This window comes from Streptomyces sp. NPDC091280 (assembly GCF_044768565.1).
Taxonomy (GTDB): Bacteria; Actinomycetota; Actinomycetes; order Streptomycetales; family Streptomycetaceae; genus Streptomyces.
On the sequence record NZ_JBIVUZ010000003.1, the window covers coordinates 198,338 to 225,109 of the forward strand.

Consider the following 26,772-nt stretch of genomic DNA (forward strand, 5'->3'; position numbering starts at 1 on the left):
CAAGTCCAGGCCCGGGTCCGGGTCCGGGTCCAAGTCCGTTTCCCTGGGCGCTCATTGGGCGCGGATCGCGTCGGCCGGCGGGGTGCGCAGGGCCTGGCGGGTGGGGAGTTCGACGGTGAGGAAGGCCGTCGCGGTGACCGTGAGGGCGAGCGCGGGCAACAGCCAGAGCGGGCCCGCCGGCCAGGGGCGGCCGAGGAAGCCCTGCCCCAGCAGGGCGAGCGGGACCGCGGAGAGCAGCACGGCGGTGGTGAGCGCGGTGGCGGCGGTCACCGCGGCCTCGCGGCGCATCATCGCGCGGATCTGCCGGGGCGTGGTCCCGTTGAGACGGAGCGCGCCCAACTCGACCCGGCGCTGCGCGGTCGCCGCGACCAGCTTGTTGGCGATGCTCAGCAGCAGGTAGACGAGCAGCACCACGATGGTCGCGAGGTTGATCCACACCTCGGGCGGCGCGTCCTTGAGGCCGCCGGTGGACGGCGGTTCGGCGGGCGCGAGAGCCAGGCCGGGACGGTCGGCGACGAGCGCGGTCAGCCGTTCCCGGGCCCCCGCCGTGCCGTCCGTGCGGATGAGGAGGGACTGGTCGAGCGCCGTCGTGGTGTGCCCGGCGGCGAGGTCGTGCGAGAGCACCACCGTGCCGAAGCCCAGGCCCCGCCCGTACACGGCGACGACCTTCGCCGCCACGCGGGTGCCGTCCCCGAGGACCAGCCGCACCGTACGGCCCACCGTCGCGGAGCGGCTGCGCGCGACCTCGGAGCTGACCGCGACGGTCGCCCCGGTGAGCCGGTCGAGACCGCCGTCCCGCACGTCGAGGTCGATGACGCCCGCCGCGTCCGGGGTGAGGATCGTCGCCGCGCCCGACTCCGCCACCTTGTCGCCGAACTGCTCGTACTCCCACACCACGGTCGTCGTACCGGCCGGCGCGGCGGCCCGCACCCCGGGCGTCTTCCGTACGGCGGCGCGGGTGTCGGCGGGCAGTCCGCCCAACCCCGGTGCGCTCAGCCGCAGTTGCGCCAGTGTTCCGGCTCCGGTGTCGTGCGCGGTGGCGGCCAGCACGGTGGTCTGGGTGAAGGTGTACGTCAGCACGAACACGACCGCCATGGCGAGCGTGGAGACGATGCCCGCGTTGCGCAGGGCGTAGGCGCGCAGGTTGGCCGTCGCCAGCCAGGTCGGCGCCGAACCGCCGTGCCGTGCCGCCCGGGCCGCCGCGCCGCCGACGCCCCGCACCAGCGCCGGACCCGCCAGGGCCAGCCCGATCGCCCCGACGATGCCCGCGATCGAGGTGGCCGTGGCCGCGAGGACCGTGCGGGAGAACAACGGCAGCGCCGACATCGCCAGCGCGCCGGCCATGACGACGAGTCCGGCCCGCGTCCGGGCCCGCGAGGGCTCGCGCGGCTCGCTGCGGGACTCGGCGACCGCCTCGGTGGCCGGCATCCGCGAGGTCCGCCAGGCCGAGCAGCGGGCCGAGACCTGCACCGCCAGGAGCAGCAGCAGGATCGCCGCGAGCGCGGGCAACGGGCTGTAGGTGAGCGGCAGTTCGGGCGGTACGACGCCCCGGTCGGCGAGCAGCCGCCGGAACTGTCCGGCCAGCAGATAGCCGAGCCCGACACCGGGGACGACGGCCACCGCCGCGACGACGGTGGACTGCGCGGCGGCCAGCCGCCGGATCTGCTTCGGGCTCGCCCCCACGGCCCGCATCAGCGCCAGGTCACGGCGCTGCCCGCCGATCGCCACGGCCAGCGCGCTCGCCATCACGAACCCGGTGATCAGCACGACGATCCCGGACAGCGACCCGGCCAGCAGCACCAGCAGCGACCGTGACGCCCCGGCCCCCGGCGCGGTCGTGTCCCCCCGCCCGGCCCCGGTGACGGTCCGCAGCCCGCTGCCCGCCAGCTCCTTGCGCACCTCGGCGGCGACCCGCGCCTCGGCACCGGGATCGGCGAGCACCCCCACCAGATCCACCCGCCCGGAACAACCGCACAGTCCTGCGGCAGACTTGTCGGCGAAGTACACACCCGCGTCCGGTGCCTCGACCACCGCCGAGACCCGATAGGCCCTGGCCGGGCGGGCGTTGACGACGACCCGCACCTCGTCGCCGGGCCCGACGCCCGCCGCGGCGGCGGTCGCACGGTCCACGGCGATCTCGCCGGACCCGGTCGGCGCCCGGCCCTCGATCCGCGGCGCACCGGCCAGCAGCCTCGTCGAGGACCAGCCGTGCCCCGCCACCCGAGGGTCCTTCGCCACTACGACCCGCCCGTGGGCGTCGAGCAGCGCGGCGGGGAAGGCCAGGTCACCGACCGTAGCGCGGACACCCGGCAACCCGGCCAGTTCGCCGACGAGCCGGGCGGGCAGGCGGCGCCGTTCGGGGAGGGCGAGCGGGAGGTCGCCGGGCGGGTGGAACTCCTGGTCGGCGGCGACCACGACGGACGCGCCCGCGAGCCGCCCGGCGGGCAGGTGGGAGCGGAGGCCGGACTCGGCCAGGACACCGGTGACGGTGAGCAGCGCGGCACCGCCGAGGACGGCGCAGGCCACGGCGACCATCGAGGTGATGCGGTGTCCCACCAGTTGCAGCGCGAGACGGAACACGGCTCAGACCCTCCCCAACTCGACGAGACGCCCGGCCAGTTCGGCGGCGGTCGGCTCCTTCAGCGCCTCGACCACTCGCCCGTCCGCCATCACCAGCACGTGGTGCGCGCGGGCGGCGGCGGCCGGGTCATGGGTGACCATCACAACGGTCTGGCGCAGCTCGGTCACCAGGTCGCGCAGCAGATCCAGCACCTCGTGGGCACTGCGCAGATCGAGCGCGCCGGTCGGTTCGTCGGCGAACACGACGGCGGGTCGCGCCACCAACGCCCGTACCACGGCGGCCCGTTGCTGCTGTCCGCCGGAGAGCTCGGCCGGACGGTGGGCCAGCCGGTCGGCGAGCCCGACCCGCTGCACCAGCGTGCGCAGCCAGTCCCGGTCGGCGGTGCGTCCCGCCAGCCGCAGCGGGAGGGTGATGTTGTCCTCGATGGAGAGGGAGGGGATCAGGTTGTAGGCCTGGAACACGAACCCGACGCGTTCCCGGCGGAGTTCGGTGCGCCGGGTCTCGTTCAGCCCGGCGATCTCGTGTCCGTCGATCCGGACACTGCCCGACGTCGGCGAGTCCAGCCCGGCCGCGCAGTGCATCAGCGTGCTCTTGCCGGACCCCGAAGGCCCCATCACGGCAAGGAAAGTGCCGCGCTCCACGGTCAACGACACGTCGTCCAGGGCCCGTACGCCACCCGGGTAGGCCTTGCTGACGCCTTCCAGGGCGATGGCGGGGGCGTCCACGGCGGTGGTACCGGCGGTGTTCGTCGCCGCGCCCCTCGACTCCCTCCACGCCTTCATCGACGGCCCCGCAGACTCCGTACGACGAGGGTGCCCGCGCACAGCACGGTGATCGCGCCGCACAGCAGATGCACCCAGGTGTCGGCGCCCCCGAAGGAGGCCGCCATGTTGCCGAGCGCGCTGGCCACCACCGCGACCCAGAGCAGCGCGCGGGCGATGTCACCGGCGGCGATCCGGTCGGCGGGTCCGACGGGTCCGACGGGTCCGGCCGGATCGGCATGCCTGACGGGATCGACGGGATCGACGGGCCCGGGGGTCGTCGTGTGCTGTGTCGGGGTGTTGCGCATCGGGGCTGCTCCCGGGGTCGTCGTACGGCATCCGCTGTCGTCGTCGACGCTAGGGATCGGACCCCGTCCCGGCCGATCCCGCAGACCGCCCGATGCGGGGTACAGCAGGCTGTACTCCTGCGGGTCGACGGCCGCGCCCAACCGCCTTACGGCATAGGGTCGTTCGCATGACAGCGAGCGCGGGCGGAGCCGGTGGCGGGGCGACAGGCGTGGGGATCACCGCCCCGCGCGAGAGCGTGCGGCACCTCGCGCTACGGACCCTGAGCACCGCCGGTCAGGCCCTCGCGCAGCTCGCCTCGGGCCTCAACACGGCCGTGCTCGCCGGGCTGTTGACGCTGTGGCTGGCCGTCACCGCCGCGACGAGCGTCGTAGGAGTCGGACTGCTGACGGCACCCGCGTTCCTGCGTGCCCTGCACGCGCTGGCCGGACGGGAGCGCGCGCGGCTCGCCCGCACGGGGCCCGAGGTCGTCGCCCCGCAGCCGCCGCCCACGCGGTTGCGGCTCGCCCTCGCCGACACCACCACCCACCGCGAACTGCGCTGGCTGCTACGGCACTTCGCCCTGGGCCTGCCGCTCGGTCTGATCGGCGTGCTGCTGCCGGTGCTCGCCGTGCGGGACACCGCGTTTCCGCTGTACTGGAAGCTCATGCCCGAGGGCGCGACGGCCACCTCCGTCGGCGTCGGCAACGCACACGGCTGGCCGGACGCCCTCGCCGTGGCGCTGCTGGGCGTCGGCTGGATCGCCATCATCCTGGGGCTGACGCCCGGCATGGCCCGCCTCCAGTCGGACCCGGGACGACGGCTCCTGTCGGCCGGTCCCGACACCGATCTCTCCCTGCGCGTCGCGGAGTTGACCGCCACCCGCGCCGCCGCCCTGGATGCCCACGCCACCGAACTGCGGCGCATCGAGCGCTCGTTGCACGACGGAGCGCAGAACCGCCTGGTCTCCGTGGCCGTGTTGATCGGGGCGTCCCGCCGCATGGTGGCCCGCGACCCGGCCGGGGCCGACGAACTCCTCGAACGCGCCCAGTCCGCCGCCGAACAGGCACTGGCCGAACTGCGCACGGTCGCGCGCGGCATCCTGCCGCCGGTACTGGCCGACCGGGGCCTCGCGGGCGCGCTGTCCGGTCTCGCCGCGGACTGCGCGGTGCCGTGCCGGATCGACGTCGACGTACCCGGGCGCTGTGCCGCCTCGGTCGAGGCGACGGCCTACTTCGTCGTCGCCGAGGCGCTGACCAACATCGCCAAGCACAGCGGCGCGCGGCACGCGATCGTCACGGCACGCGGCGGCGCCGGCCGGCTCCTGCTGAGCATCGAGGACGACGGCCGGGGCGGGGCCGGCGGCACCGCCCGGGCCGCCGATTCCGGGGGATCGGACGGCGGGCCCGGGGGCACGGGCGGCGGCTCCAGGAGAGCGGACGCGGGTTCCAGGGGCGCGAACGCCGGTTCCGGAGGAGCGGACGCCAGTTCCGAGGGTGCGGGCGGCGGCTCCGGCAGAGCGGACGCGGGTTCCGGGGGCGCGAACGCCGGTTCCGGGGGCGCGAACGCCGGTTCCGGGGGCGCGGACGCCGGTTCCGGAGGACCGGACAGCGGCTCCGGGAGAGCGAACGCCGGCTCCGCGGGCGCGGGCGGCGGCTCCGGCCTCACCGGCATCCGCCGCCGCGTCGCGGCCCACGACGGCACCCTCACCCTGACCAGCCCACCCGGCGGCCCGACCGTCCTGACGGTGGACCTTCCCTGTGGATCGTGACGAACGGAACCCGAGCTGTGGAGCCGCCATGCGGATCGTGATCGCCGAGGACGACGCCTTGCTGCGCGAGGGGCTCGCGCTGCTGCTGCGCGCCGAGGGCCTGGACGTGGTGGCCACCGCCGGCACCCCGGACGAGGCGCTGGACGCCATCGCCGTACACCGGCCGGACGTCGCGATCCTCGACGTACGGATGCCGCCGACGCACACCGACGAGGGGATCGTCGCCGCCGTCGAGGCCCGGCGTCGCCGCCCCGACCTGGCGGTCCTCGTCCTCTCGGCCTACGTCGAGCAGAGCTTCGCCACCGAACTGCTCGGCGGCGGCGTGAACGGCCTCGGCTACCTCCTCAAGGAACGGGTGGGCCGGGTCGAGGAGTTCCTGGACGCGCTGCACCGGGTGGCCGCCGGGGGCACCGCCATCGACCCCGAGGTCGTCGCCCAGCTCTTCACCCGCTCCCGCCAGGACACCCGCCTGGAACGCCTCAGCCCCCGCGAACGCGACGTACTCGCCCTGATGGCCGAGGGCCTGGGCAACTCAGCCATCGCCGGGAGACTCGTCGTCACCGACGGCGCCGTCCACAAACACATCCGCAGCATCTTCGCCAAGCTCGACCTGTCCCCGACGGACCAGGTGGACCGCCGGGTGGCGGCCGTCCTGCGGTATCTGGAGGATCTACGGCGACTGGTCTGAGGGCCGCCCGGCCCTCGCCCCCGTCCCAGCCCCCGCCCTCGTCTCCCGTCCCTCGTCCGCGTCCGACGGGCGGAACACACTTGCGGTTAAAGTTAGGTAACCCTTACCGTTCCCTTTCGCACCATCAAGGGCCTCGACCGCACCCCGGTCCGCCCACGGCGAGCGCTTCACCGACGCAGCCTGGCCGAACTCCCCAGTGCCTCGACGGACGGGGAGATCCCCCCAGCCGCACCGCGCTCACAGGACGGGCCCGTGAATCACTCGACCTTCGGTCTGTACGACCCTGCCCGCGACCACAGTGACTGCGGTGTCGGCTTCCTGACCCGGCTCGACGGGACGCCGAGTCACGAGGTGATCCGCAAGGGCGACGAGGCGCTGCGCGCCATCCCGCACCGCGGCGGCAAGTCCGCCGAGGGGGTCGGCGACGGCGCGGGCGTCAGCGTCGACCTGTCGGTGGAGTTCTTCGGGGCGCTGAGCGGGCAGCCGCTGCGCGCCGGCCGCTTCGGCGTCGCCAACTGCTTCGTCCCGAAGGACACTTCGGGCCGGGCGGCGGCCGTCGACCTGGTCGGCCGCAGCATCACCGACCAGGGCTTCGAGCTGCTGCTCGTACGGGACGTACCGGTGGACCACTCCGTGCCCCGCCCCGCCGCCGAACGGCACCAACTCCCCCTCGTGCAGTGGGTGTTCCGCGCCCCGGAGGCCTGGGAGCGCCCCACCGTGGACGCCGCCGCCCACCGCGCGCTGCTCGCGATCGAGGCCGTCGCCTACGCCGACGACAGCTACGCGGGCCTGTATCCGCTGTCGCTCAGCGCCCGTACCCAGGTCCTCAAGGGGCGCCTCAACTCCGGTGAGGTCATCGGGTACTTCAAGGATCTGACCGACCCCCGCCACTCGGTCCGCTCGCTCTACTTCCACACCCGTTTCTCCACGAACACCGAGCCGCACCCCACCATGGCGCAGCCGTTCCGGCTCATGGCGCACAACGGGGAGCTCAACACCGACCGCAAGAACCGGCTCAGCGACGAGGCCCTGGCCCGCGCCCGGACCCGGAGCATCGTGCGGCCCCCGGGCCAGTCCGACTCCAGCCGGCTCGACCAGACCGTGCAGAGCCGGGTGTTCGACGACGGGCTGGACCTCGTCGAGGCCGTCGTGTCGCTGATGCCGCCCGCCTGGGAGAACGACCGCACGCTCCCCACCGCCGTACGGGACATGCTCGAATACTTCTCCCTCTACGAGGAGAAGAACGACGGTCCCGCCGCGGTCGTCTTCAGCGACGGCGACGTCATCGGCGCCCGCCTCGACCGCCTGGGCCTGCGCCCGCTGCGTACCGTGGAGACCGCCGAGTACCTGATGGTCGCCTCGGAGGCGGGCCAAGTCGCCTTCCCCGAGGGCGAAGTCGTGCACCGGGGCCGGATCGAGGCCGGCGGCATGCTGGTCGTGGACCACCGCACCGGACGCCGGCTGCGCACCCGCGAGATCCTCGACACGCTGGCCGCCCGCCGCCCGTACTCCCAACTCCTCGACGCGGCCCGGGTGAACCTCGACGACCTGCCCGCCCCCGACTACTACCGCGGCACGACCACCCTCGGCTACGACGGCGATCTCGCCCTGGCCGGACGGTATGTGGCGTACTCGCTGAACCAGGAGAGCTTCCGCTTCCTCCTCGACCCGATGCTCGCCAACGGCTCGGAACGCATCTCCGCGATGGGCTACGGCGCCGCCATCAACGCGCTCAGCGACACCGAGGGCGGCATGGCGAAGTACTTCTCTCAGCGCTTCGCCCAGGTCACCAACCCGCCGCTGGACAGCATCCGCGAGGCGGACGGCATGAGCATGCGCGTCGCGCTCGGCCCCAAGCCGGACGGCACAGGAAGCAGGGGTGGCCGCCAACTCGTCGTCTCCTCACCGGTGTTGGGCCACCTCGACATGGTGCGCCTGCGCGACCAGCGCATCGTGCCGCTGGAACGCTTCGCGATGCTCTACGACCCGGTACTCGGCGACGAGAGGGCGAACGCCGACTCGTTGCGCACCGCGCTGGAGCGACTCTGCGACGACGTGGAGGAGTTCGCGGCGCGGGGCGGCGGCATCGCCGTCCTCACCGACCGCGCGATCTCCTCGACCCGGGCCCCGCTCCCGGTGATCCTCGCCGTCGCCGCCGTGAACCAGCGCCTCATCGAGACCGGGCTGCGGCTGCGGGTCTCGATCGTGGCGGAGAGCGGACAGCTGCCGTCCTCCCACCATGTCGCGACCGCGCTCGGCTTCGGCGCCTCGGCCGTCTACAGCCTCAGCGCCCGGCTGCGCGCCGAGGAGAAGCACCCGAGCGCACCGGCCCCGGCGGGCGAAGTCACGGAGACCGACCGGGCGTTGGCCCGCTTCCGCAAGGCGGCCGAGAAGGCCCTCGCGAAGACCATGGGCCGGGTGGGGCTGTGTACCGCCGAGAGTTACATCGGCGGCGCGTTCTTCGAACCGAACTACCTCGACACCCGCGACGACGTCTTCGCCCGCGTCTTCCCGCACATGGAGGCGCCGGTCGGCGGGGTCGGCTTCGCGCGGATCGCGCAGGCCGCGACCGAGTGGCACGAGCGGGCACGGGCCGTGCGGAGCGAGCAACAGGTGCCGCTGCTGGGCCTGTTCAAGGAACGGTCGGACGGCGCCGGGCACTCCTTCGGGGTCTCCGCGGTCCGCGGATTCGGCGACATGGCGGAAGAACGCCCGGAGTTCGGGCGCGCGGCCGACCCGGACGCCCTCCGCCTGCTCACCCTCGGCCAGCTCGACGACGCCTTCGGCATCAGCGACACCGCCTACCGGAACACGGGCTACGACGCGCTCAGCGACGCGGAGATCGACGCGTTCCGCATCACCCCCGGCTACCGCTCCTTCCTCCGCACCACGCACGAGGAACGCTCCCGCCGCCCCTCCGCACTGCGCGACGTCCTCGCCCTGCCCGCCGACGTCACCGGCCTGCGCACACCGGAGGACTTCGCCCGCGAACTCGGCCGGTTCTCCACGGCGGGCAACGCGAGCGTGACGGTCCGCGGAGTGACCGTATCGGCCCTGGACACGGGATCAGCCCTGGACACGGGATCGGTCCCGGACACGAGGACGGCCCCGGACACGGTGACGTTCCGGCTCACCCTCGCCGGGCACCCCGACCGCCACACCGCCCTCGCCGACGGCCTCGCCCTCGCGCACCCCGGCGAGGTGGAGACGGTCGCCGCAGGCCCGGAAGGCGTCACCGTCACCGCCACCGGCACGGCGGCCCGCCTCCTGACCCTCCTCCGCCCCGCCCCCGAAAGCCTCCAACTCGCCGACGTGCAACCGGCGCACGAGATCACCCGCGCCCTCGCCTCCGGCGCGATGAGCCACGGCGCGCTGGTGGCGACCGCGCACGAGGCCGTCGCGCACGGCACCAACATGGTCGGTGCGATGTCCAACAGCGGCGAGGGCGGCGAACACCGCTCCCGCTACGGCACCATCCGGGGCTCGCGGATCAAGCAGTTCGCGTCGGGCCGGTTCGGCATCTGGGCGGGCTATCTCGCCGACCCGATGCTGGAGGAACTGGAGATCAAGATCGGGCAGGGCGCCAAGCCGGGCGAGGGCGGCCAGTTGCCCGCGCCGAAGGTCACCGTGGACATCGCGGCGGCCCGCGGCGGCACCCCCGGCATCGAGCTCATCTCCCCGCCCCCGCACCACGACACCTACTCCATCGAGGACTTGGCCCAGCTCATCCACGACTGCAAGGCGGCGCGCGTCCGGGTCGTGGTGAAGCTGGTGTCCTCCGAGGGCATCGGCACGATCGCGGTCGGCGTCGCGAAGGCGGGCGCGGATGTCATCAACGTGGCCGGAAACACCGGCGGTACGGGCGCGGCGGCGGTCACCAGCCTGAAGTACGCGGGCCGTTCGGCCGAGATCGGTGTGGCCGAGGTCCACCAGGCGCTGGTGGCCAACGGGTTGCGCCAGAAGGTGATCCTGCGCTGCTCCGGCGCGCACCAGACCGGCGGCGACGTCGTCACCTCCGCCCTGCTGGGCGGCGACAGCTTCGAGTTCGGTACGACGGCGCTGATGATGCTCGGCTGCGTCATGGCGAAGAACTGCAACGTGAAGTGCCCGGCCGGACTGACCACCAACTCCGAGGCGTTCGAGGGTGATCCACGCGCGCTGGCGCAGTACCTCCTCAACATCGCGCACGACGTGCGGCAGATCCTCGCCCGGCTCGGCCTGCGCTCGCTGCGCGAGGCCCGGGGCCGCACCGACCTGCTCCAGCTCCTCGACCATCCGGCGAGCGTCGGCCGCCTCGACGTCCGCCGCCTCCTCGCCCGCGTCCCGGAGAAGGTCGTGACCGAACCGGAGTACCTGGAGAAGGACTTCACGACGGACGACACCCTGCTCGACCATGTCCGCACCGCGCTCGTGGACCGTCGAGAGGCGGCGGTGCGCGTCGACGGCATCCAGCTCCGCAACAGCGACAAGTCGGTGGGCGGCCAGCTGTCGATCGACGTCGAACGCCTCCTCAACCACGAACTCACCCTGGACAGCGACGCGTTCACGACCGACGACCGGGGCCGCCGCCGGCTCGTCGACGACGCGGTCCGCGTCCGCACCACCGGCTCGGCCGGCCAGTCCTACGGCGTCTTCTGCAACGACGGCATCACCCTCGAACACACCGGCACCGCGAACGACGGCGTGGGCAAGAGCCAGAGCGGCGGCCGGATCGTCGTCCGCGCCCCCGGCGGCGGCAGCACCGAACGCGGCGGCAACGTCCTGGTCGGGAACTTCGCGCTGTTCGGCGCGACCGGCGGCCGGACGTTCGTGCAGGGCGAGGCGGGCGACCGGTTCGCGGTGCGCAACTCCGGGGCGACCGCGGTGGTCGAGGGCCTCGGCGACTTCGGCTGCGAGTACATGACCGGCGGCACGGTCCTCAACCTCGGCGGCTTCGGCAAGGGCCTGGGCAACGGCATGAGCGGCGGATTCCTCTACCAGTACGACCCCTCGGGCGAACTGGCCGACCGCGTCAGCGCCGACTCCCTCCTCGTCTTCCCGGTGACCGACACCGCGCACGGCGCCTTCCACGAGGAGGCCGTACGCCTGCTGCTGACCTGGCATCTGGAGTCCACCGGCTCGGAGTTGGCCGCCCGGCTGCTGCACGACTGGGACTCCGAACGGCGGCACGTGTACTGCGGAATGCCCCGCGCGCTGCTCCTCTACCAGGACGCGACCGAGATCCTCGCCGCCGCGACCCGGGGCGAACTGCTCGACGAACTCGCGACCTCCATCGCCACCGACAAACTCCGCGCGTTCAAGCTCGACTACCGCGACCGCCGCACCGTACTCGACGGCAGGGCACCGGAGTTCGGCGACCAGGGCAGCGACGACATGTTCTCCCTGCTGTCCTCCTACACCGTGCTCGCCGTCGCCCAGGACCTGGCGCTGCAACGCGTACCGGGCGCCACCGGCGCCGACGACCCCCGGGTCGCCGAGGCCGTCCGCAACCTCGTCCTCACCGAGGACTTCTTCGTCAGGCAGCGGGTGGTGAAGTACCTGCGCGGCACCCTGGAACGCTTCCAGGACGACGAGTTGGCCACCCTCATCGCGAGCAAGCGCCTGGACGACTACAAGCGGGCGCTGCGCCTGCGCAACAACCTCAGCGTGGACGCCCCCGGCACCTACGGCTGGATCCTGCACCAGCACACGAAGAACGCGGGGCGCGTACGGGCCGCCCGCTTCGACGAGTTGCTGGCCACGGCCGCCCTCGACGACATCGCCACGCGCCGCGCCCCGCAGGCCCCGACCGAGACGGTGACGACATGACCCTGCTGCCCCCGACCGGCTCCCTCATCCCGTCCGACGCCCCGTTCTCCGCCCAACAGGAGTCCTGGCTCGCCGGTTTCATCGCCGGCATAGCGGCGGCCGGCCGCAGGGAGGCCGCGTCCGACGCCACCCCCACCGCGACGGTCAACATCCTGTACGGCACCCAGACCGGCAACGCGGAGTCCCTGGCCGAGGAGTTGGCGACGGCCGCCCGAGCACGCGGCCTCGCGGGCTCGACGAGCGCGCTGGACGCGACGCCTCTCGACCAACTGGCGGCCATGTCCCACGTGTTGGTGGTGACGTCGACGTACGGCGAGGGCGAACTCCCCGACAACGCGGGCCTGTTCTGGGAGGCCCTCCAGTCCGACACGGCACCGCGCCTGGAGGGAGTCCGGTACTCGGTCCTGGGCCTCGGCGACACGGGCTACGACGACTTCTGCCAGGCCGCCAAGCTCATCGACACCCGACTGGAACAGCTCGGCGCGACCCGCCTCCACGAACGCGTCGACTGCGACGTGGACTTCGAGGACCCGGCGGCCCAGTGGTCGGCGGCGGTACTGGAACGGGTGACGGCGGAGACGGGCACAGCAGGCACATCAGCCGCACAGGGCACACCGGGCGCAGGCGCGGAGGTCGCCGCCGCCCGCCCCCGCTCCCCCTGGAACAAGCGCACCCCCTACCGCTCCCGGCTCGCGGTGAACCGGCTCCTCTCCTCCCCCCGGAGCGAGAAGGAGATCCGCCACTACGAGTTCGACCTGGGCGACAGCGGCATCACCTACGAGGCGGGGGACGCGCTGGCCGTAGTCCCCCTGAACGACGAGACGTTGGTCAGGTCTCTCCTCGACCACCTCGACGCGGGCACGGACGAGGAGACGGCCCGGCTCCTCCGCACGGAACGCGAAATCCGCATCCCCTCCAAGGAGTTGATAGCGGAGCTGGTCGAACGGTCCCCGTCGGGCGAACTGGCGGCGGTCGTGGCCCACGGCGACCGCTCGGACCTGGACTCCTGGCTCTGGGGCCGAGACATCCTCGACCTGCTGCGCGACGCGGGCCGGACGGCCCCCACCCTCCCCGAACTCCTGCCCCTGCTCCGCCCGTTGCAGCCGCGCCAGTACTCGATCTCGTCCAGCCCGCTGGCCCACCCCGACCGCATCCACCTCACGGTGGCGTCCGTCCGCTACGGCAGACACGGGGGCGTGGCGTCGACGTACCTGGCGGACAGAACGGACGGGCAGGACGGCGAAGTCGGCATCTACGTACACGCGAACGCGACGTTCGGCGTCCCCGCCGACGACGACGCCCCCATGATCATGATCGGCCCCGGCACGGGCATCGCCCCGTTCCGCGGCTTCCTGCACGAACGGGCCGCGCGCGGCGCGTCCGGCCGCAACTGGCTGTTCTTCGGCGACCGCCACCGCGAGACGGACTTCGTCTACGAGGACGAGCTGACCGAGCTGCGCGAGCGCGGCGTCCTCACCGAACTCGACCTGGCGTTCTCCCGCGACCAGTCCGAGAAGGTGTACGTGCAGACGCGCATGCTGGAGCGCGCAGGCGAGTTGTACGCCTGGCTGGAGGACGGCGCCCATGTCTACGTCTGCGGCGACGCCTCCCGTATGGCGAAGGACGTGGAGGCGGCGCTGCTGGCGGTCGTGGCAGGGCAGCGCGGACGCGGCGACGACGACGCGGCGGAGTACCTCGCGGACCTGCGCCGCGCGAAGCGCTACGTACGGGACGTGTACTGAGATGGACGTGTGCGGATGACCGACAACCAGGGTTGCGGGCACGAGAGTTGCCGCGGTCGACGCGGCGGCGGAGGCGGTGGCGGCGCACGGCTGATCGACGCCCGGATGCCGGAACTGGCCCGCTGCCTGACACTCTTCCAGCACGTCCACGCGATCACCGGCGGCCCGGCCGCCCGCATCGACCAGGCCGGCCCCTACGCGGTCCCGACCCTGCGCGGCGAGGCGTTCGCGATCCACCAGGGGGCAATCACCCTCCGAGTGGACCCGGCCGGAATCGCGGCGGCGCTGATCGCACGCGACGAGGACGCCGTAGCCCTACGACTCCTCGACCGGGCCGGACGGACCGTGCACCAGGGGCAGTTGCTGTCGGAGGGCGACCGCCTGCTGGCGGGGCTGGCACCCACGGTCGAGGCGGGAGCGTCGCGCGAGGGATGGCCGCCCCCGCCACCCGAGGTCCCGCCGACCTGGCAGCGAGGCGACCAACTGGCACAGCTGGACGCACTGTTGACAGACGACGCCGGAATCGCCCGACGCACCGCATTCCACGAATACCGCGGTGGCGCGTACCGTCCGATCGAGGTGGAGGTCGTCGCCTCGGTCCTGGACCACGTCTGCTCGGTCGGACTCCCCATCGGCGTGGCGGTGTTCGCCCCGTCGACGATGCAGGCGTGCGCCGGCAAGGTCCACGTCACGGACCGGACGGCAGGGGGAAGGGTGTTCGCGGCGGTGGCGGACAGTTCGCTGGAGCTGGACATGACCTCCGTCCGAGCCTGCCACCTGGTCCGCTCCACTGCGCCGCACGGCCCGACCTCGGCCCTGGAACTCGACGACGAGAACGGCCGCTGCGTGGCCGTGATCACCCAGTTCGGCATGGTCGGCGAGGACGTCCACGCGGCCTGGGAACACCTGGCGGAGTCCCTGCCGGACGCCTGACCGCCCCGCCGGAAAACCCGTACCGGCTCGGCGGCCCCGAAGCGCAGACTCGCCTGCATGGTCGACATGGTGAGCACGGAGAAGACGGAGAGGTTCCGGGAAGCGGTCACGAAGTGGGCGGCGACGGCTGAACCCGGGGATCCCGCGACCGAGTTGGCGGCGGAACTCGGCGTCCGTACAGCCGTACTGCTCGAAGGCCCCAGCGACGTGGCGGCAGTCGAGACACTGGCGGCGGCCCGGGGCCGCGACCTGCCCGCCGAGGGAGTCTGCGTCCTGTCGATGGGCGGAGCGATGAACGTAGCCCGCTACGCCCGCCTGCTTTCCCCATCACCATCCACCCCCACGCCCACCCCCGCCCTACGCCTGACGGGCCTGTGCGACGAACGCGAACGCCCGTACTACACAAGGGCGTTCAACGAGGTGGGCGCACCGCGGCAGGCGATCCATGTCTGCACGGCGGACCTGGAGGACGAACTGATCCGCTCGCTGGGCGCCCCCCGGGTCATGGAACTCATCGAAGCGGAGGGCGACTTGCGCCCCCTGCGCACCTTCCTGAACCAGCCCGCGCAGCGCGGCCGTTCGACCCACCAGCAGTTGAGACGCTTCTTCGGCACGACGTCGGGCCGAAAGATCCACTACGGCGGAGCCCTGGTGGCGGCCCTGCCCCCCGACCGCACCCCCACCCCCCTCCACAACCTGCTGACCACGTTGTAACCGAGGCGGGCGGTGGAGGCCGTGAACCCACCGAGCGCCGCACACCGGGACATTCAACTCTCACCATGAGAGTGGACTTGCATAAAGAGAGCCAACCCCCTACCTTCATGAGAGCCAGCTCTCAGCAAGCGCCAAAGCCGAGGCGCACCCGCGCCAAGCGAAAAGGACCTCACCATGCCCACCCCCACCACCCGCACGATCACCCTCCCTGGCGAACTCAGCGTCACGATCAAGGAGTTCGGCGAGAACACCGAGGGCACCGGAGTCCTGGTACTCCACGGCGGCGCCGGCCCCCGCACGGTCGCCGGCCTCTCCAACGCCCTCGCCGAGCACGTCCACGTCGTCACCCCGACCCACCCCGGCTTCGACGGCACCCCCCGCCCGGACCACTTCGACACCGTCGCCGACCTGGCCATCGCCTACCTGGACCTGCTCGACACGCTGGACCTCAAGGACGTCATGGTCATCGGCAACTCCGTCGGCGGCTGGATCGCCGCGGAGATGGCCCTGCGCGACAACCGGGGCCGCATCGGCGCCCTGACCCTGCTGAACGCGGTCGGCATCCACGCCCACATGGTCGAGAACCGCGTACTGGACCCGCGCACGATGGCCCCGTCCGACGTCAGCCAACTCTCCTTCGCCCAGGCCGAGTTCCGCCCCGACTTCGCGTCCTTCACCCCGGAACAGCGAGCCGCGGCAGCCGCCAACCAGCAGACCCTGGCCGTCTACGGCGGCGACCACTTCACCCACGACCCGAAACTCCGCACCCGCCTCCACCGCGTCACGATCCCGGTCCTGGTCATCTGGGGCGAGGAGGACGGCATAGCCCCCCTCAAGTACGGCCGCGGCTACGCCGACGCCTTCCCCAACGCCCACTTCACCCCGATCCCGAACGCGGCCCACTTCCCCCAGATCGAACAACTCGGCGCGACCTTGGGCGCGATCGGCGAGTTCGTGGAGACGGTGGTGAAGCCGGGGGCCAGGGATTGATACTCAGGCTGCTTCAGCTCCGTAGGGGAGGCCGGGGTGGGTCCGACGCGGACGACAGGACAGCGCTCCTTCTCCTCCCGGATGGATCGGCACTGACGACAAGTACGCTCCACGTATGGCTCTCACAGTGCGCATCCCCGAATATCTGGAGGACTGCGAGCTGATCGCGGGCGAGGATCTCGCGCGCGAGCCCGCCTTCTGGCTCGCGCATCTCCTGTTGACCGTGGGAGATCCGAGCGAGGACCCAGCGCGCTACGGGGTGGACGCATCGGTCTACGAAGAGATGGTGGGGCGCCTCAGCGACCATGAGGCTCCCTGGCCGGTGCTGCGGGTGCCCTTCGACGGAGGGCATACCGCATACGCGGTGTACGCCAACTTCGACGACGCGAACAACGTCGACTTCTTCGTAGGCCACCCCGAGTGGGGACGTCTCGGTTACCTCGGCCAGTGCGGCGCCGACCAGGCCGGCCCAGGACTGTCCTGGACGGAACTCGCCGCGCTCGCTGAAACCCCGCAGACCAGCAGCGAGGGTTTGACCGACAGCTCACAGCGCCTCCTGCTCCTGCTCCCGATGCTCGGCGACGCAGAAACGCCCCCGGAAGCCCGGCAGAAGGTGGCGCGAGCGCTGACACGCTGCGGCATACGTTCCGACGCGGCGGACGAGTTGGCCACCGTGCTGGTCGGCGAGCAGGCGGCCGAGAGCGAACCCCGATGGACCGTGACCGAGGACAGCCCGATCGCAGTGTGTTCGTCGCGCTTCAGTCCCCGGCACGTACCGCTCGCCCTCGGCATCACACCACACCGAGCCCAAGCCCTCGCCGACGCCCTCGACGGACGCGGCTGACATCCACGACGGACATCGACCTCGGACTCCAAGAAGGCCTGTCCACTGCGGAGTCGGGCATCAACGACGCGCCGCACAGTGGCGAACCGCCCCAGAGATTCACCATTCGGATCTCGACCGGCCTTCTGTGCCGAAAGCGCGCCCCACCCCCGCCCTTAGGGTCCTCCCATGAGGAAACGCACCTGGTTCGAGGTCGACGACCCGGACGACGACTTCGAGTTCACCGACGCTGAACGGGACTTCGCCGCCGCGCTGAGCGGGCACTGTGCGGCGTGGGCGCCGGATGACGTCACGGGGCAGGTCGGGCGGCCCGACGACTGGGATGCACTGCTCGCCTACGTCGGCCTCTGCGACTGGGGAGAGGGAAAGCCGGAGACAGGGAAAGAGACAGCGGCAGAGTCCCATCGGCCTCTGCATCTGATCGATCTGGGGGTGCACCTGGCCGGAGACCGCGTCCGGGGGGACCGTCTGCACAATCAGCTGTACTCGCTGCCGGATCAGCCCCACGCGTGGGCACTTGACGCCACCGGCTCCACGGAGCAGCTCGCCCGTGCCGCCGCCGACTGGTTCCGCACCGTCCTGGACAAACCGATCGTCCTGTACGTCTGGCTCCACGAGGGCTACGCCTACGCGGCTCGCTACGCCTTCGCCGACAGCGGTGAGACCCTCTGCCAGCTCTACGCGAAGACGAGGGCCCCGGACGGCCAGGCCGACGCGCTGATCGCGGCAGGGCACGTACACGGCAGAGGGTGGATCCAGACCGTGGGCCTGCCGACTCCCAGTCTGTACCTGCACATCCGGGGCGATCTCGACAAGGACCACGTCATACCCGGAGTCCGGGAGACGACCAAGCGCGGCCCCTTGCGAGGACCGTGGTACGAGTGAAAACGAAAGAACACGGGTGAACACGGGTGGCCCCCGGGTCGAGTCACCGACCCGGGGGCCACCCCCAGCTCAACCGACCTACGGCAGCTTCACCACCGTGTAGTCGTCGCAGTACCCCGCGCCGGAGCCGGAGTTCTTGTAGCAGTACACCGACGCCGCCGTGTTGGAGACGCCCGTCGTGAAGAAGATCGGCTCCTGTGCGTACGTCGTCGTCGACGCGCGCAGGTACGTCTCCGTGCCGCCGAAGCTCTTCACTCCTACGGCCACTTCCTCACCGGAGGTGGCCACCTTCGCCCAGGCCGCCAGCAGGTAACTGCCGCCTGCCGTGAGGCCGCTGACGGTCTGGATGGCGCCGCTCGCGCTCACTCCGGTCTGGAGCGAGTACGTGCCGGTGCGGGCGCTGGACGAGGCCACGCTCGACGCCGTGCCCGTGCTCTGGGTCCACGGGGTCAGCGCGCCCGTCTCGAAGCCCGGGTTCGTGACCGTGTTCGTGGCGGAGGTCAGGGGCTCGACCGCGAGGTCGTCGCAGTAACCCGCGCCCGTTCCACCGGCGTTCTTCCAGCAGTAGACCGTGGCCGTCGTCGACGACGCACCTGTCGTGAAGAGGATCGCCGCCTGCGAGTACGACGTCGACGCCACGTTCGTGTAAGTCTCCGTGCCGCCGAAGCTCTTGACGCCGATCGCGAGGGTCTCGCCCGCCGTCGCGACCTTGCCCCAGCCCGTCAGCAGGTACGTCGTCGACGGGGTCAGGCCCGTCAGCGCCTGGTTCGCGCCGCTGCCGCTGGCCGCCGTCGTCAACGCGTCGGCGCCGGTACGGGAGTTGGACGCCGTCACCGAGGACGCCGTACCGCTCGCCTGCGTCCAGGGAGACAGACTGCCCGTCTCGAAGCCCGCGTTGGAGAGGAGGTTGCCGCCGGTGCCGTTGTACGCGCCGATGTTGGGGGCCGCCGTGGCCGACACCGCGTTGCCGAAGGCGTCGTAGCCGCCGTTGGAGGAGATGACCGCGCCCGCCCTGATCACCGGCGAGGACGGGTGGACCTGGTAGGCGTTCTTGCCCGTGTACGACGAGGACGTGTTGGCGTTGCCCGCGTTGCGGAACTCCGGGTCCGAGGTCACCTTCGCCGCGTCGGCCGGTTCGCGGGAGGGGTGGTTGCCGTAGAAGAGGTTGTTGGAGTAGGTCGACGTGCCGGTGGTGGTGAAGTAGTTGCCGGAGCCGTAGTTGAAGACCGCGTTGTTCTGGAAGGACAGCGCGCCGCTGATCGACGTGCCCGAGCGGGAGTAGAGGATCGGGGTGCTCAGGCCGTCACGGACCGAGAACGTGTTGTTGTAGAAGAGCGGGACGGCGGACGAACTGCCGCTCTGGTTGGGGACTCCGCCCACGAAGTGGAGTACTCCGCCGCCGTGGGTCTGGGTGCCCGAGGCCGGGCAGCCGGAGTTGCTGCCGTCGTTCTCGCTGATGTTGTAGCGGACCACCGTGCCGTCGCTGGGGACCGTCGAGGTGGGCTCGTTGGCGATGGTGAAGGGGGGCATCACCAGGAGGAAGCCGCCGAGGTTCTGGTGGCTGTAGTTGTACTGGAACGTGGTGTTGTGGTTGCCCCAGTCGACGTCGAAGCCGGTGCCGTCGGCGCCGTTGATGTGGCAGTAGACCTCGTTGTTCTGGACGACGGTGTTGCTGCTGCCGGACATCCAGATGCCGGCCGAGGCGCCGTTGCAGTACTGGCCGGACGGCGGGCAGGTCGACTTCGCGCCGCCGTAGCCCGCCTTGTTGCCGTCGATCAGGGCGCCGTCGTTCTTGACGACCAGGATGTCGTCCGCGCCGTCGTACGTCATCGTGTTGTTGCGGATGACGGTGTTGGTGGTGAGGCCGGTGCCCTGGCCGTCCGCGTCCGGGGTCACCGCCACCGCTATGCGGTCCACGTGGTCGAAGGTGTTGTTCTCCACGACCACGTCGTTCCACGTGGAGACCGGGGTCGTGTGGTCGGTCTGGACGCCCACGCCCGCGTTCGTCGAGTACCAACCGCCGCCGTAGCCCGCGATGTTGTGGATGTACATGTCGTGCACGCGGATGTGGTTCAGGACTCCGCCGGAGCTGTTTTCCGCCAGGACGCCCGAACGGTAGGCGGGCGACGAGGCGTTGTCGATCAGCTCCAGGCCGCCGATGTCCCAGTACTGCTGGTTGAGGAGGTGGATGACCGCGCCGGTCGCGCCCGCCGCGTCGATGATCGGCTTGGCGCCCGAACCGTACGACGCCATGGAGATGTTGCTGCCGGAAGCGCCCGAACCGCCGGGGGTGAGCTGGCCGGTGCAGGTCGTGCCTGCCTTGAAGAGGATGCTGTCCCCGGCCGCGAAGGTCGTGCTGTTGACGCTGCTGACCGTGTTCCAGGGGCTGGCACTGGTGCCGGTGCCGTTGGCGGAGGCCGAGCAGTCCACGTAGTAACTCGTGCCCGCCGCCGCGGCGTCGGTCGCGGTGACGGGGACGAGCAGGGCGCCCGCCATGGCGGCGAGCAGAGCGAGGATTCCCGGCTTTCGCCGGGTGGCGGAAACTGGCCTGTCGGGCGAACCGAATCTGCGACGCTTCATTGCGCGCTCCTTGGATGGGTGGATGTGTCCCTCGCCGCTGCGTGCGGCGAGATTCCCCTCTTCACCAGGCGCGATGACCGGTTGCCGCCGGTGCGCCTGGAGCGTGTGGTGCTGTCCCGACGCCGGATTCGACGGCGTCGGGGCAGCGTGGAGCCAACGACCGCCTGGTCAGCGGCCGTTCAGGTGGCGCATCACCAACTCGCCAGTGAACCGTCCGCGTTGCGCCACACCGGATTGCGCCAGCGGTGGCCGCGTTCGGCGGCGGCACGGACCTTGTCCTCGTCGACCGTGATGCCGAGGCCGGGAGCCGTCAGACGGTGGATGTAGCCGTCCTGGACCTCGAACGGGGAGGCGTCGGCGAGATAGCCGAGCAGGCCGCTGCTGTCGCCGTAGCCGATGCCCAGGGACTGTTCCTGGATGAGGAAGTTCGGTACGGCGAAGTCGAGTTGGAGGCTCGCGGCGAGCGCGATCGGACCGAGCGGGCAGTGCGGGGCCACCAGTACGTCGTAGGCCTCGGCCATCGCGGCGATACGGCGGGTCTCCGAGATGCCGCCCGCGTGGCTGATGTCGGGCTGCGCCACCGCGATGCCCGCGCCGAGGACATCCCTGAAGTCCCAGCGGGAGAAGAGGCGTTCACCGGTCGCGATCGGGATGGAGGTCGCCCGGACCACGTCACCGAGGTCGCGGGTGAATTCCGGGAGGACCGGTTCCTCGACGAACATCGGCAACAGCGGTTCCAGGTACGGGAGTACGCGCCGCGACATCGCCCCGCTGAAGCGGCCGTGAAAGTCCAGCGCCAGGTCGCGGTCCGGGCCGATCGCCTCCCGTACTGCGGCCACCCGGGCCACGATCGCGTCGATCGCGGCGGGGGTCGCCAGCGGTTCGAGCTGGGCGCAGGGGTTCATCTTCACGGCCGTCAGGCCCTTGGCGACCTGGCCCGCCGCCGACTCGGCGAGTTCCTCGGGGCTCTCGCCGTAGAGCCAGCCGTAGATGCGGACGCGGTCGCGGACGTGGCCGCCGAGGAGCTGGTGCACGGGGACGCCGTGCGTCTTGCCCGCGATGTCCCACAGGGCCTGGTCGATGCCGGCCAGGGCGCTGCTGAGGACCGGGCCGCCGCGGTAGAAGCCGCCCTTGGCGAGCATCTGCCAGTGCTCCTCGATGCGGGCGGGGTCCTGTCCCGTCAGGTAGTCGAACATCTCCTCGACCGCGCGGGCCGTGGTGTGGGCCTTGCCCTCCACGATGGGCTCGCCCCAGCCGGATATGCCCTCGTCGGTGTCGACACGCAGGAAGAGCCAGCGGGGTTCGACGAGGAACAGCTCGTATCCGGTGATTTTCATGCTGCGGACCTCCGGGTCCTACGGGTATGGCGACTACGGGTGTGACGGCTGCGGATTTGGCGGCTACGGCTACGGGGAGCGGTTGTCGCGGGAACGGAGAGGTCCTACTCCTGCGCGCTGATGCTGCGACCGCCGTCCACGACCAGGTTCTGGCCGGTGATGAACGACGCGTCGTCGGAGCCGAGGAAGGCGACGGCGGCGGCGATGTCCTCGGGTTCGCCGAGCCGGCCGACCGGGGTGCGGGCGGCCGTCTGGGCCCGGTACTCGTCCGGTGCGTCGGTCCACAGACCGGTCTCCACCGCTCCGGGCACGACCGCGTTGAACCTGATCCGGCCCGCGTACTCGACCGCCAACTGCCGTACCAGCGCGCTGACTCCGCCCTTGGCCGCCGCGTACGCGGGGAAGCCGCTGAAGCCGAGGACCGCGTGCACGGAGCCGGTCACGACCACCGCGCCGCCGGCCGCCGAGAGCAGCGGTACGGCGGCCCGGACGCCGTAGAAGACGGAGTCGAGGGCGAGGCGGAGGTGGCTGTGCCAGGAGCTGTCGTCGAGTTCGTGGATCGCGCCGGGGAGGTTGCGGCCGGCGTTGAGGTGCAGCAGGTCGAGGCGGCCGGTCCACTCCTCCACCGCGCCGATCGCCGTCGGCCATGCCGTAGGGGAGGTGACGTCCAGGCCGAGGTGGCGCGCGTCCCCGCCCTTGGCCCGGATCTCCGCGGCCACGTGCTCGGCACCGGCCGCGTCCACGTCGGTGACCAGCACGGACGCGCCCTCGTCGGCGAGCCGCCGGGCGGTGGCGGCACCGATGCCGGAGGCGGCGGCGGTGAGCAGGGCCGTACGGCCGGTGAAACGAGAGGCGTGACGGTCGGGGTGGTTCTCGGGGTGGCCCTCGGGGCGGTTCTCGGGGGTGGTGCGGCTCATGGTGTTCCTCTCGGCGTGACCGGCCCGTCCGGTCATCCGTCCATCGGTGCTGTCCTGCGTTCCTCGCTGCGGTCCTGCGTGCCTACGGTCCTGCGGTCCTGCGGTCCTGCGGTCCTCGCTACGGTGCTGCGCCCCCGGCTACGGTCCCGCGTGCCTCGCTACGGTCCTCCGCCCCCGTCCGGCCGGCGGCTCGGTCGTCCCGGGGAGCGGTGGGCGGTGGGGGCGGTGGCCCCTACGGGTCAGCCCGTGGGGGCCGGCCGGGCCGTGGAGCCCCGCTGCACCAGCCGGGGCTCGGTCGGTACGACCACGTCCCCCGGTGGCTCGCCGTGTATCTCCGCGACCAGGGCGTCCACCGCGGCGGTGCCCAGTTCGTGCAGGGGCATCGCGACCGTGGTGAGCGGTGGGGTGAGGTAGCCGGCGACGGGGAGGTCGTCGTTGCCGACCAGGGAGATGTCCTCGGGGATGCGCAGGCCGCGTTCGTGGATGGCCCGCATCGCCCCGATGGCCTGGGCCAGTGAGCTGGTGTACAGCGCGGTGACCGGGGGCCGGTCCTCGGCGGGGGTCAGGAGTTCGTGGGCCGCCGCGGCGCCGCCCTCCTCGGTGAAGTCGCCGGAGGCGACCGGTGCCGCGAGCAGTCCCAGTGCGGCGGAGTGCCGTAGGAACGCGTCCCTGCGGTCCTCACTGGGGGTGATCCCGGAGGGGCCGGCGATGTGGCCGATCACCCGGTGGCCGAGTCCGTGCAGGTGGTCGAGGGCGGTGACGCTGGAGCGGGCCACGTCCATCGTGACGTTGCGGCCCGAGCCCTCGACGGCGCGGTTGAGGAAGACGTGCGGAACCGGGTTGCGGCTCAGGGTCTCCAGCAGGGGGTGGTGCGGGCGGGCGGAGGCGATCAGGAGGCCGTCGACGCGGCCCTCCTTGACCAGGTCGTTGAAGGTGTCGTCGGCCTCCTGGCCGTCGAAGTCCTCGGCGAGCAGGGAGAGATAGCCCAGTTCACGTGCGCGCCGGTAGGCGCCCCGGGAGATGGTGACGTAGGTCGGGTTGTTGAGGGCGGGCACCAGCAGGGCCAGCGCATGGGTGCTGGCCCCGGCCAGGGCGCGGGCCCCGGAGTGCGGGCGGTAGCCCAGGGCGGCGGCGACCTCGTGGACGCGCTGGCGGGTCTCGGGCCGGACGGACAGGTCCTGCCGTCCGTTGAGCACCTTGGACACCGTCGCCTTGGAGACTCCCGCCTCCCGTGCGACGTCCACCAGCCTTGCCCGTACGGGCTGTTCAGTCACGCGAGTCCTCCCTGTCAACCACGCTGTCGACGACCCCGACCGTCCTGCGAATCATGCCCTGCTGCCGGATTCGCCTGGGGTGTGGCGATCGGCGTGGGGTGTTGCGTTTGACCTCTTGACACCTTCTGGCGCCGCAACCTAGCGTTCGCCGAAGTCGTTGGTCAACCGGTTTCCTTCGATGGATTTCAGTGATATATCCATTCAGGCCCGGCAAACCATGATGGTTCTCGCACAGCCGACGGGACTCGGCGAACCAAGAGGACCCTCAACTTTCCGTAGAAACCCCTGCAAGCACGACGAAATCGGCATGCGCCGATGATGGGTGAGGTGTGCAATGAAGCGCTCCGGGAGACTGCTCACGGTCGCCACCACGGTCGCCGCCCTGGCGACGTCGCTCGCCGCCTGTGGCGGCGGCTCCGACTCGACCTCGGCGGACGGGACGGTCACGCTCCACGTGGAGGCGTGGAAGGGCGGCGGCGCGGAGCCGGCCAACATCGCCGAGATCAACAAGGCGTTCGAGGCGGCGCATCCGAAGATCAAGATCGACTTCAAGTACACCACCGCCGACCCCACCTACACGCAGAAGCTCCAGCCCGAGCTGCTGGGCGGCAAGGCCGGCGACGTCATCATGGTCGACGCGGACAAGATGAAGAAGTGGGGCGCCTCCGGCTACCTCGCGGACCTCTCGAACGAGTCGTGGGTCAGCTCCATATCCTCGGCCGCGAAGCCGTTCACGCAGAGCGGCGGCAAGACGCTGGCCATGCCGATGGAGCTGATCGGCATCGGGCTGTACGCCAACATGGACCTGCTGAAGAAGGCCGGGATCACCGAGGTCCCCGCCGACTGGCCGACCTTCCTCGCCGACCTCGCCAAGCTGAAGAAGGCCGGCGTCACGCCCATCTCCCTGCCGGACAAGGCGGGTTGGACCGGCAGCTCGATCTTCCAGGCGAGCGGTTCGACGACCGTCTACCAGAAGAACAAGCAGTGGGACACGGACTTCCTGGCCGGCAAGACGTCCTTCGCCTCGGACTGGAAGGAGCCGCTCGACCAGCTCAAGACCCTCGGTGACAAGGGCTTCGTGAACTGGAAGAACGAGCTGGGCGTCGACGAGTGGTCGCAGGGCCCGCAGGACTTCAGCGCGGGCAAGAGCGCCTTCTGGTACCAGGGCGCCTGGCAGGTCTCCAACATCAAGAAGGCCGGTTTCCCGGTGTCGTTCGCCCCCTGGCCGGGCGGCGCGGCCGGCACCAAGCCGAACGCGATGCTGTTCTCCGGCACGGCGTGGGGCGTCAACTCCCAGTCGCAGCACGCGGATGCGGCGAAGGAGTACGTGAAGTTCTGGTCGCAGAGCGCGAACCTGGCGAAGTACCTGGACGCCGAGCACGCCGAGTCCCCGTTCACCGGTGGCACCACGCCCGACTCGACGGAGACGACCATCTTCAACACCGCCTTCAAGGAGGGCCGTTACCGGGTGCTGCCGTCCAACACCTGGTACGGCTCCCAGGCGGAGACCGACACCGGCTCCAAGATCCAGTCGTTCCTGCTGGGCCAGTCCGACGCGGCGAAGACGCTGAAGGACATCCAGACGGCCGCGTCGGCCAAGTAGCCCCGTACGTACGGGAGTCGCCGGGCCGTTCCGGGACCGCCGCGGTGCGGGCCGAGGATCCGGGTGCTCACCCCGCGTCCACCGCCCCACCGCGGCCCACCCGGGCCGCGACCATCCACTCCCCCAAGGGGCCTGACGGCCAAGGAGGTTGATCCCCCGTGTTCCACCGACGGCGTGCCACCATGGCCGCCTTCCTGCTCCCCGCGATCGCCATGTACGCCCTGTTCATCCTGTATCCGCTGTTCAGGGGCGTCTACCTGAGCCTCACCGACAGCGTCGGCGGTCCGATCTCCCACTTCGTCGGCATGGACCAGTACACGGCGATGGCGGACGACCCGCAGATCTCCGCCGCCCTGTGGCACACGGTCCTGTACGCCGTCGTGGTCGTCGTCGTGCAGAACGGCCTCGGGCTGCTCTTCGCGTCGATGCTGTTCCGCCGCGAGCGGGTGCGAAAGGCCCTGAGCGTCGTCCTGTTGACCCCGACGCTGATCTCGCCGCTGATGGCCGCGTTCATCTGGTCGTACCTCTTCGCACCGAACGGCGGCCTCAACGCCCTGCTCGACGGGGTCGGTCTCGGCGGCCTCAAGCACGTCTGGCTGGGCGATCCGTCCACCGCGCTGTACTCGGTCGCCACGGTCAACATCTGGATGTTCACCGGCTACTCGTGCGCGATCTTCCTCGCCAGCTACATGAGCATGCCGACCGAACTCCTGGAGGCCGCCGCCCTCGACGGCGCGAGCGGCTGGCGGCGGTTCCGCAGCATCGAGTGGCCGCTGCTGGCGCCCGCGCTCACCGTCAACGTGACGCTCAGCCTGATCGGTTCGCTCAAGGTCTTCGAGTTCCCGCTCGTCCTGACCAACGGCGGCCCGGCCGGCGCCACCGACACCCTGACCCTGCTGGTGTACCGGAACATCTTCGGCGGCGGGAAGTTCGCCTACGGCGTCGCCATCGCCGTACTGCTCCTGGTGACCGTGGTCGTCCTGTCCAGCGCGACCAACTCCCTGCTCAGACTGCGCGAACGGCGCGTGTGACGACGTACGGACGCCCTCAAGTGCGCAC

General features: G+C 71.4%; 18 protein-coding genes. 11 read left to right on the forward strand and 7 right to left on the reverse strand.

Annotation, left to right across the window (positions count from 1 at the left end; translation table 11 throughout):
• Positions 1 to 51: 51 nt before the first annotated feature.
• Genes ACIQPR_RS10985 through ACIQPR_RS10995 form a run of 3 tightly spaced genes read right to left on the reverse strand, consistent with a single transcriptional unit; the run spans position 52 to position 3,650 of the window.
• Positions 52 to 2,580 carry an FtsX-like permease family protein gene (locus ACIQPR_RS10985; protein WP_403645262.1) on the reverse strand — a complete coding sequence of 843 codons (2,529 nt, stop codon included), beginning with the start codon at positions 2,578 to 2,580 and terminating at the stop codon, positions 52 to 54.
• Positions 2,581 to 2,583: 3 nt separating this feature from the next.
• Positions 2,584 to 3,363: an ABC transporter ATP-binding protein gene (locus ACIQPR_RS10990; protein WP_403645265.1), complete on the reverse strand. Its 780-nt coding sequence runs from the start codon at positions 3,361 to 3,363 to the stop codon at positions 2,584 to 2,586.
• A complete protein-coding gene (locus ACIQPR_RS10995) occupies positions 3,360 to 3,650 on the reverse strand; it encodes a hypothetical protein (protein WP_403645268.1) in 291 nt (96 codons plus the stop codon). The genes ACIQPR_RS10990 and ACIQPR_RS10995 overlap by 4 nt, the downstream gene beginning before the upstream one ends.
• Before the next feature lie 167 nt (positions 3,651 to 3,817).
• Between ACIQPR_RS10995 and ACIQPR_RS11000 the strand changes: the two genes are divergently transcribed.
• The 9 genes from ACIQPR_RS11000 to ACIQPR_RS11040 all read left to right on the forward strand — a co-directional run bounded on the left by ACIQPR_RS11000 (position 3,818) and on the right by ACIQPR_RS11040 (position 18,002).
• Positions 3,818 to 5,398, forward strand: coding sequence for a sensor histidine kinase (locus ACIQPR_RS11000; RefSeq protein WP_403645271.1), 1,581 nt, complete (start codon positions 3,818 to 3,820; stop codon positions 5,396 to 5,398).
• A gap of 28 nt (positions 5,399 to 5,426) precedes the next feature.
• Entirely contained in the window at positions 5,427 to 6,086 is a 660-nt protein-coding gene (locus ACIQPR_RS11005; RefSeq protein ID WP_403645274.1) for a response regulator transcription factor, read from the forward strand.
• A gap of 252 nt (positions 6,087 to 6,338) precedes the next feature.
• A complete protein-coding gene (locus ACIQPR_RS11010; protein WP_403645277.1) occupies positions 6,339 to 11,894 on the forward strand; it encodes a glutamate synthase-related protein in 5,556 nt (1,851 codons plus the stop codon).
• The gene (locus tag ACIQPR_RS11015; RefSeq protein WP_403645280.1) at positions 11,891 to 13,636 is read left to right on the forward strand and encodes a sulfite reductase flavoprotein subunit alpha; all 1,746 of its coding nucleotides are present in this window, start codon (positions 11,891 to 11,893) and stop codon (positions 13,634 to 13,636) included. The genes ACIQPR_RS11010 and ACIQPR_RS11015 overlap by 4 nt, the downstream gene beginning before the upstream one ends.
• Before the next feature lie 15 nt (positions 13,637 to 13,651).
• A complete protein-coding gene (locus tag ACIQPR_RS11020; RefSeq protein WP_403645283.1) occupies positions 13,652 to 14,569 on the forward strand; it encodes a hypothetical protein in 918 nt (305 codons plus the stop codon).
• Between the two features lie 57 nt (positions 14,570 to 14,626).
• A complete protein-coding gene (locus tag ACIQPR_RS11025) occupies positions 14,627 to 15,283 on the forward strand; it encodes a TOPRIM nucleotidyl transferase/hydrolase domain-containing protein (RefSeq protein ID WP_403645286.1) in 657 nt (218 codons plus the stop codon).
• 174 nt (positions 15,284 to 15,457) lie between these two features.
• Positions 15,458 to 16,273, forward strand: a complete 816-nt coding sequence (locus ACIQPR_RS11030; RefSeq protein ID WP_403645288.1) for an alpha/beta fold hydrolase — start codon at positions 15,458 to 15,460, stop codon at positions 16,271 to 16,273.
• Between the two features lie 115 nt (positions 16,274 to 16,388).
• Entirely contained in the window at positions 16,389 to 17,117 is a 729-nt protein-coding gene (locus ACIQPR_RS11035; protein ID WP_403645291.1) for a hypothetical protein, read from the forward strand.
• Between the two features lie 168 nt (positions 17,118 to 17,285).
• A complete protein-coding gene (locus tag ACIQPR_RS11040) occupies positions 17,286 to 18,002 on the forward strand; it encodes a hypothetical protein (protein ID WP_403645294.1) in 717 nt (238 codons plus the stop codon).
• A 78-nt stretch (positions 18,003 to 18,080) separates the two neighbouring features.
• Here the strand turns inward: ACIQPR_RS11040 and ACIQPR_RS11045 are convergent, their stop codons facing one another.
• The 4 genes from ACIQPR_RS11045 to ACIQPR_RS11060 form a co-directional block, all read right to left on the reverse strand.
• The gene (locus tag ACIQPR_RS11045; protein WP_403645297.1) at positions 18,081 to 20,582 is read right to left on the reverse strand and encodes a right-handed parallel beta-helix repeat-containing protein; all 2,502 of its coding nucleotides are present in this window, start codon (positions 20,580 to 20,582) and stop codon (positions 18,081 to 18,083) included.
• A 191-nt stretch (positions 20,583 to 20,773) separates the two neighbouring features.
• Positions 20,774 to 21,919, reverse strand: a complete 1,146-nt coding sequence (gene dgoD, locus ACIQPR_RS11050) for a galactonate dehydratase (RefSeq protein ID WP_403645300.1) — start codon at positions 21,917 to 21,919, stop codon at positions 20,774 to 20,776.
• 104 nt (positions 21,920 to 22,023) lie between these two features.
• Positions 22,024 to 22,836: an SDR family NAD(P)-dependent oxidoreductase gene (locus ACIQPR_RS11055; protein WP_403645303.1), complete on the reverse strand. Its 813-nt coding sequence runs from the start codon at positions 22,834 to 22,836 to the stop codon at positions 22,024 to 22,026.
• Between the two features lie 239 nt (positions 22,837 to 23,075).
• Complete coding sequence (locus ACIQPR_RS11060) at positions 23,076 to 24,110, reverse strand: LacI family DNA-binding transcriptional regulator (RefSeq protein ID WP_403645306.1); 1,035 nt, start codon at positions 24,108 to 24,110, stop codon at positions 23,076 to 23,078.
• A gap of 334 nt (positions 24,111 to 24,444) precedes the next feature.
• Between ACIQPR_RS11060 and ACIQPR_RS11065 the strand changes: the two genes are divergently transcribed.
• Both ACIQPR_RS11065 and ACIQPR_RS11070 read left to right on the forward strand, forming a co-directional pair.
• Positions 24,445 to 25,713 carry an ABC transporter substrate-binding protein gene (locus ACIQPR_RS11065; RefSeq protein WP_403645309.1) on the forward strand — a complete coding sequence of 423 codons (1,269 nt, stop codon included), beginning with the start codon at positions 24,445 to 24,447 and terminating at the stop codon, positions 25,711 to 25,713.
• 158 nt (positions 25,714 to 25,871) lie between these two features.
• Positions 25,872 to 26,744, forward strand: coding sequence for a carbohydrate ABC transporter permease (locus tag ACIQPR_RS11070; RefSeq protein ID WP_403645311.1), 873 nt, complete (start codon positions 25,872 to 25,874; stop codon positions 26,742 to 26,744).
• Positions 26,745 to 26,772: the final 28 nt, after the last annotated feature.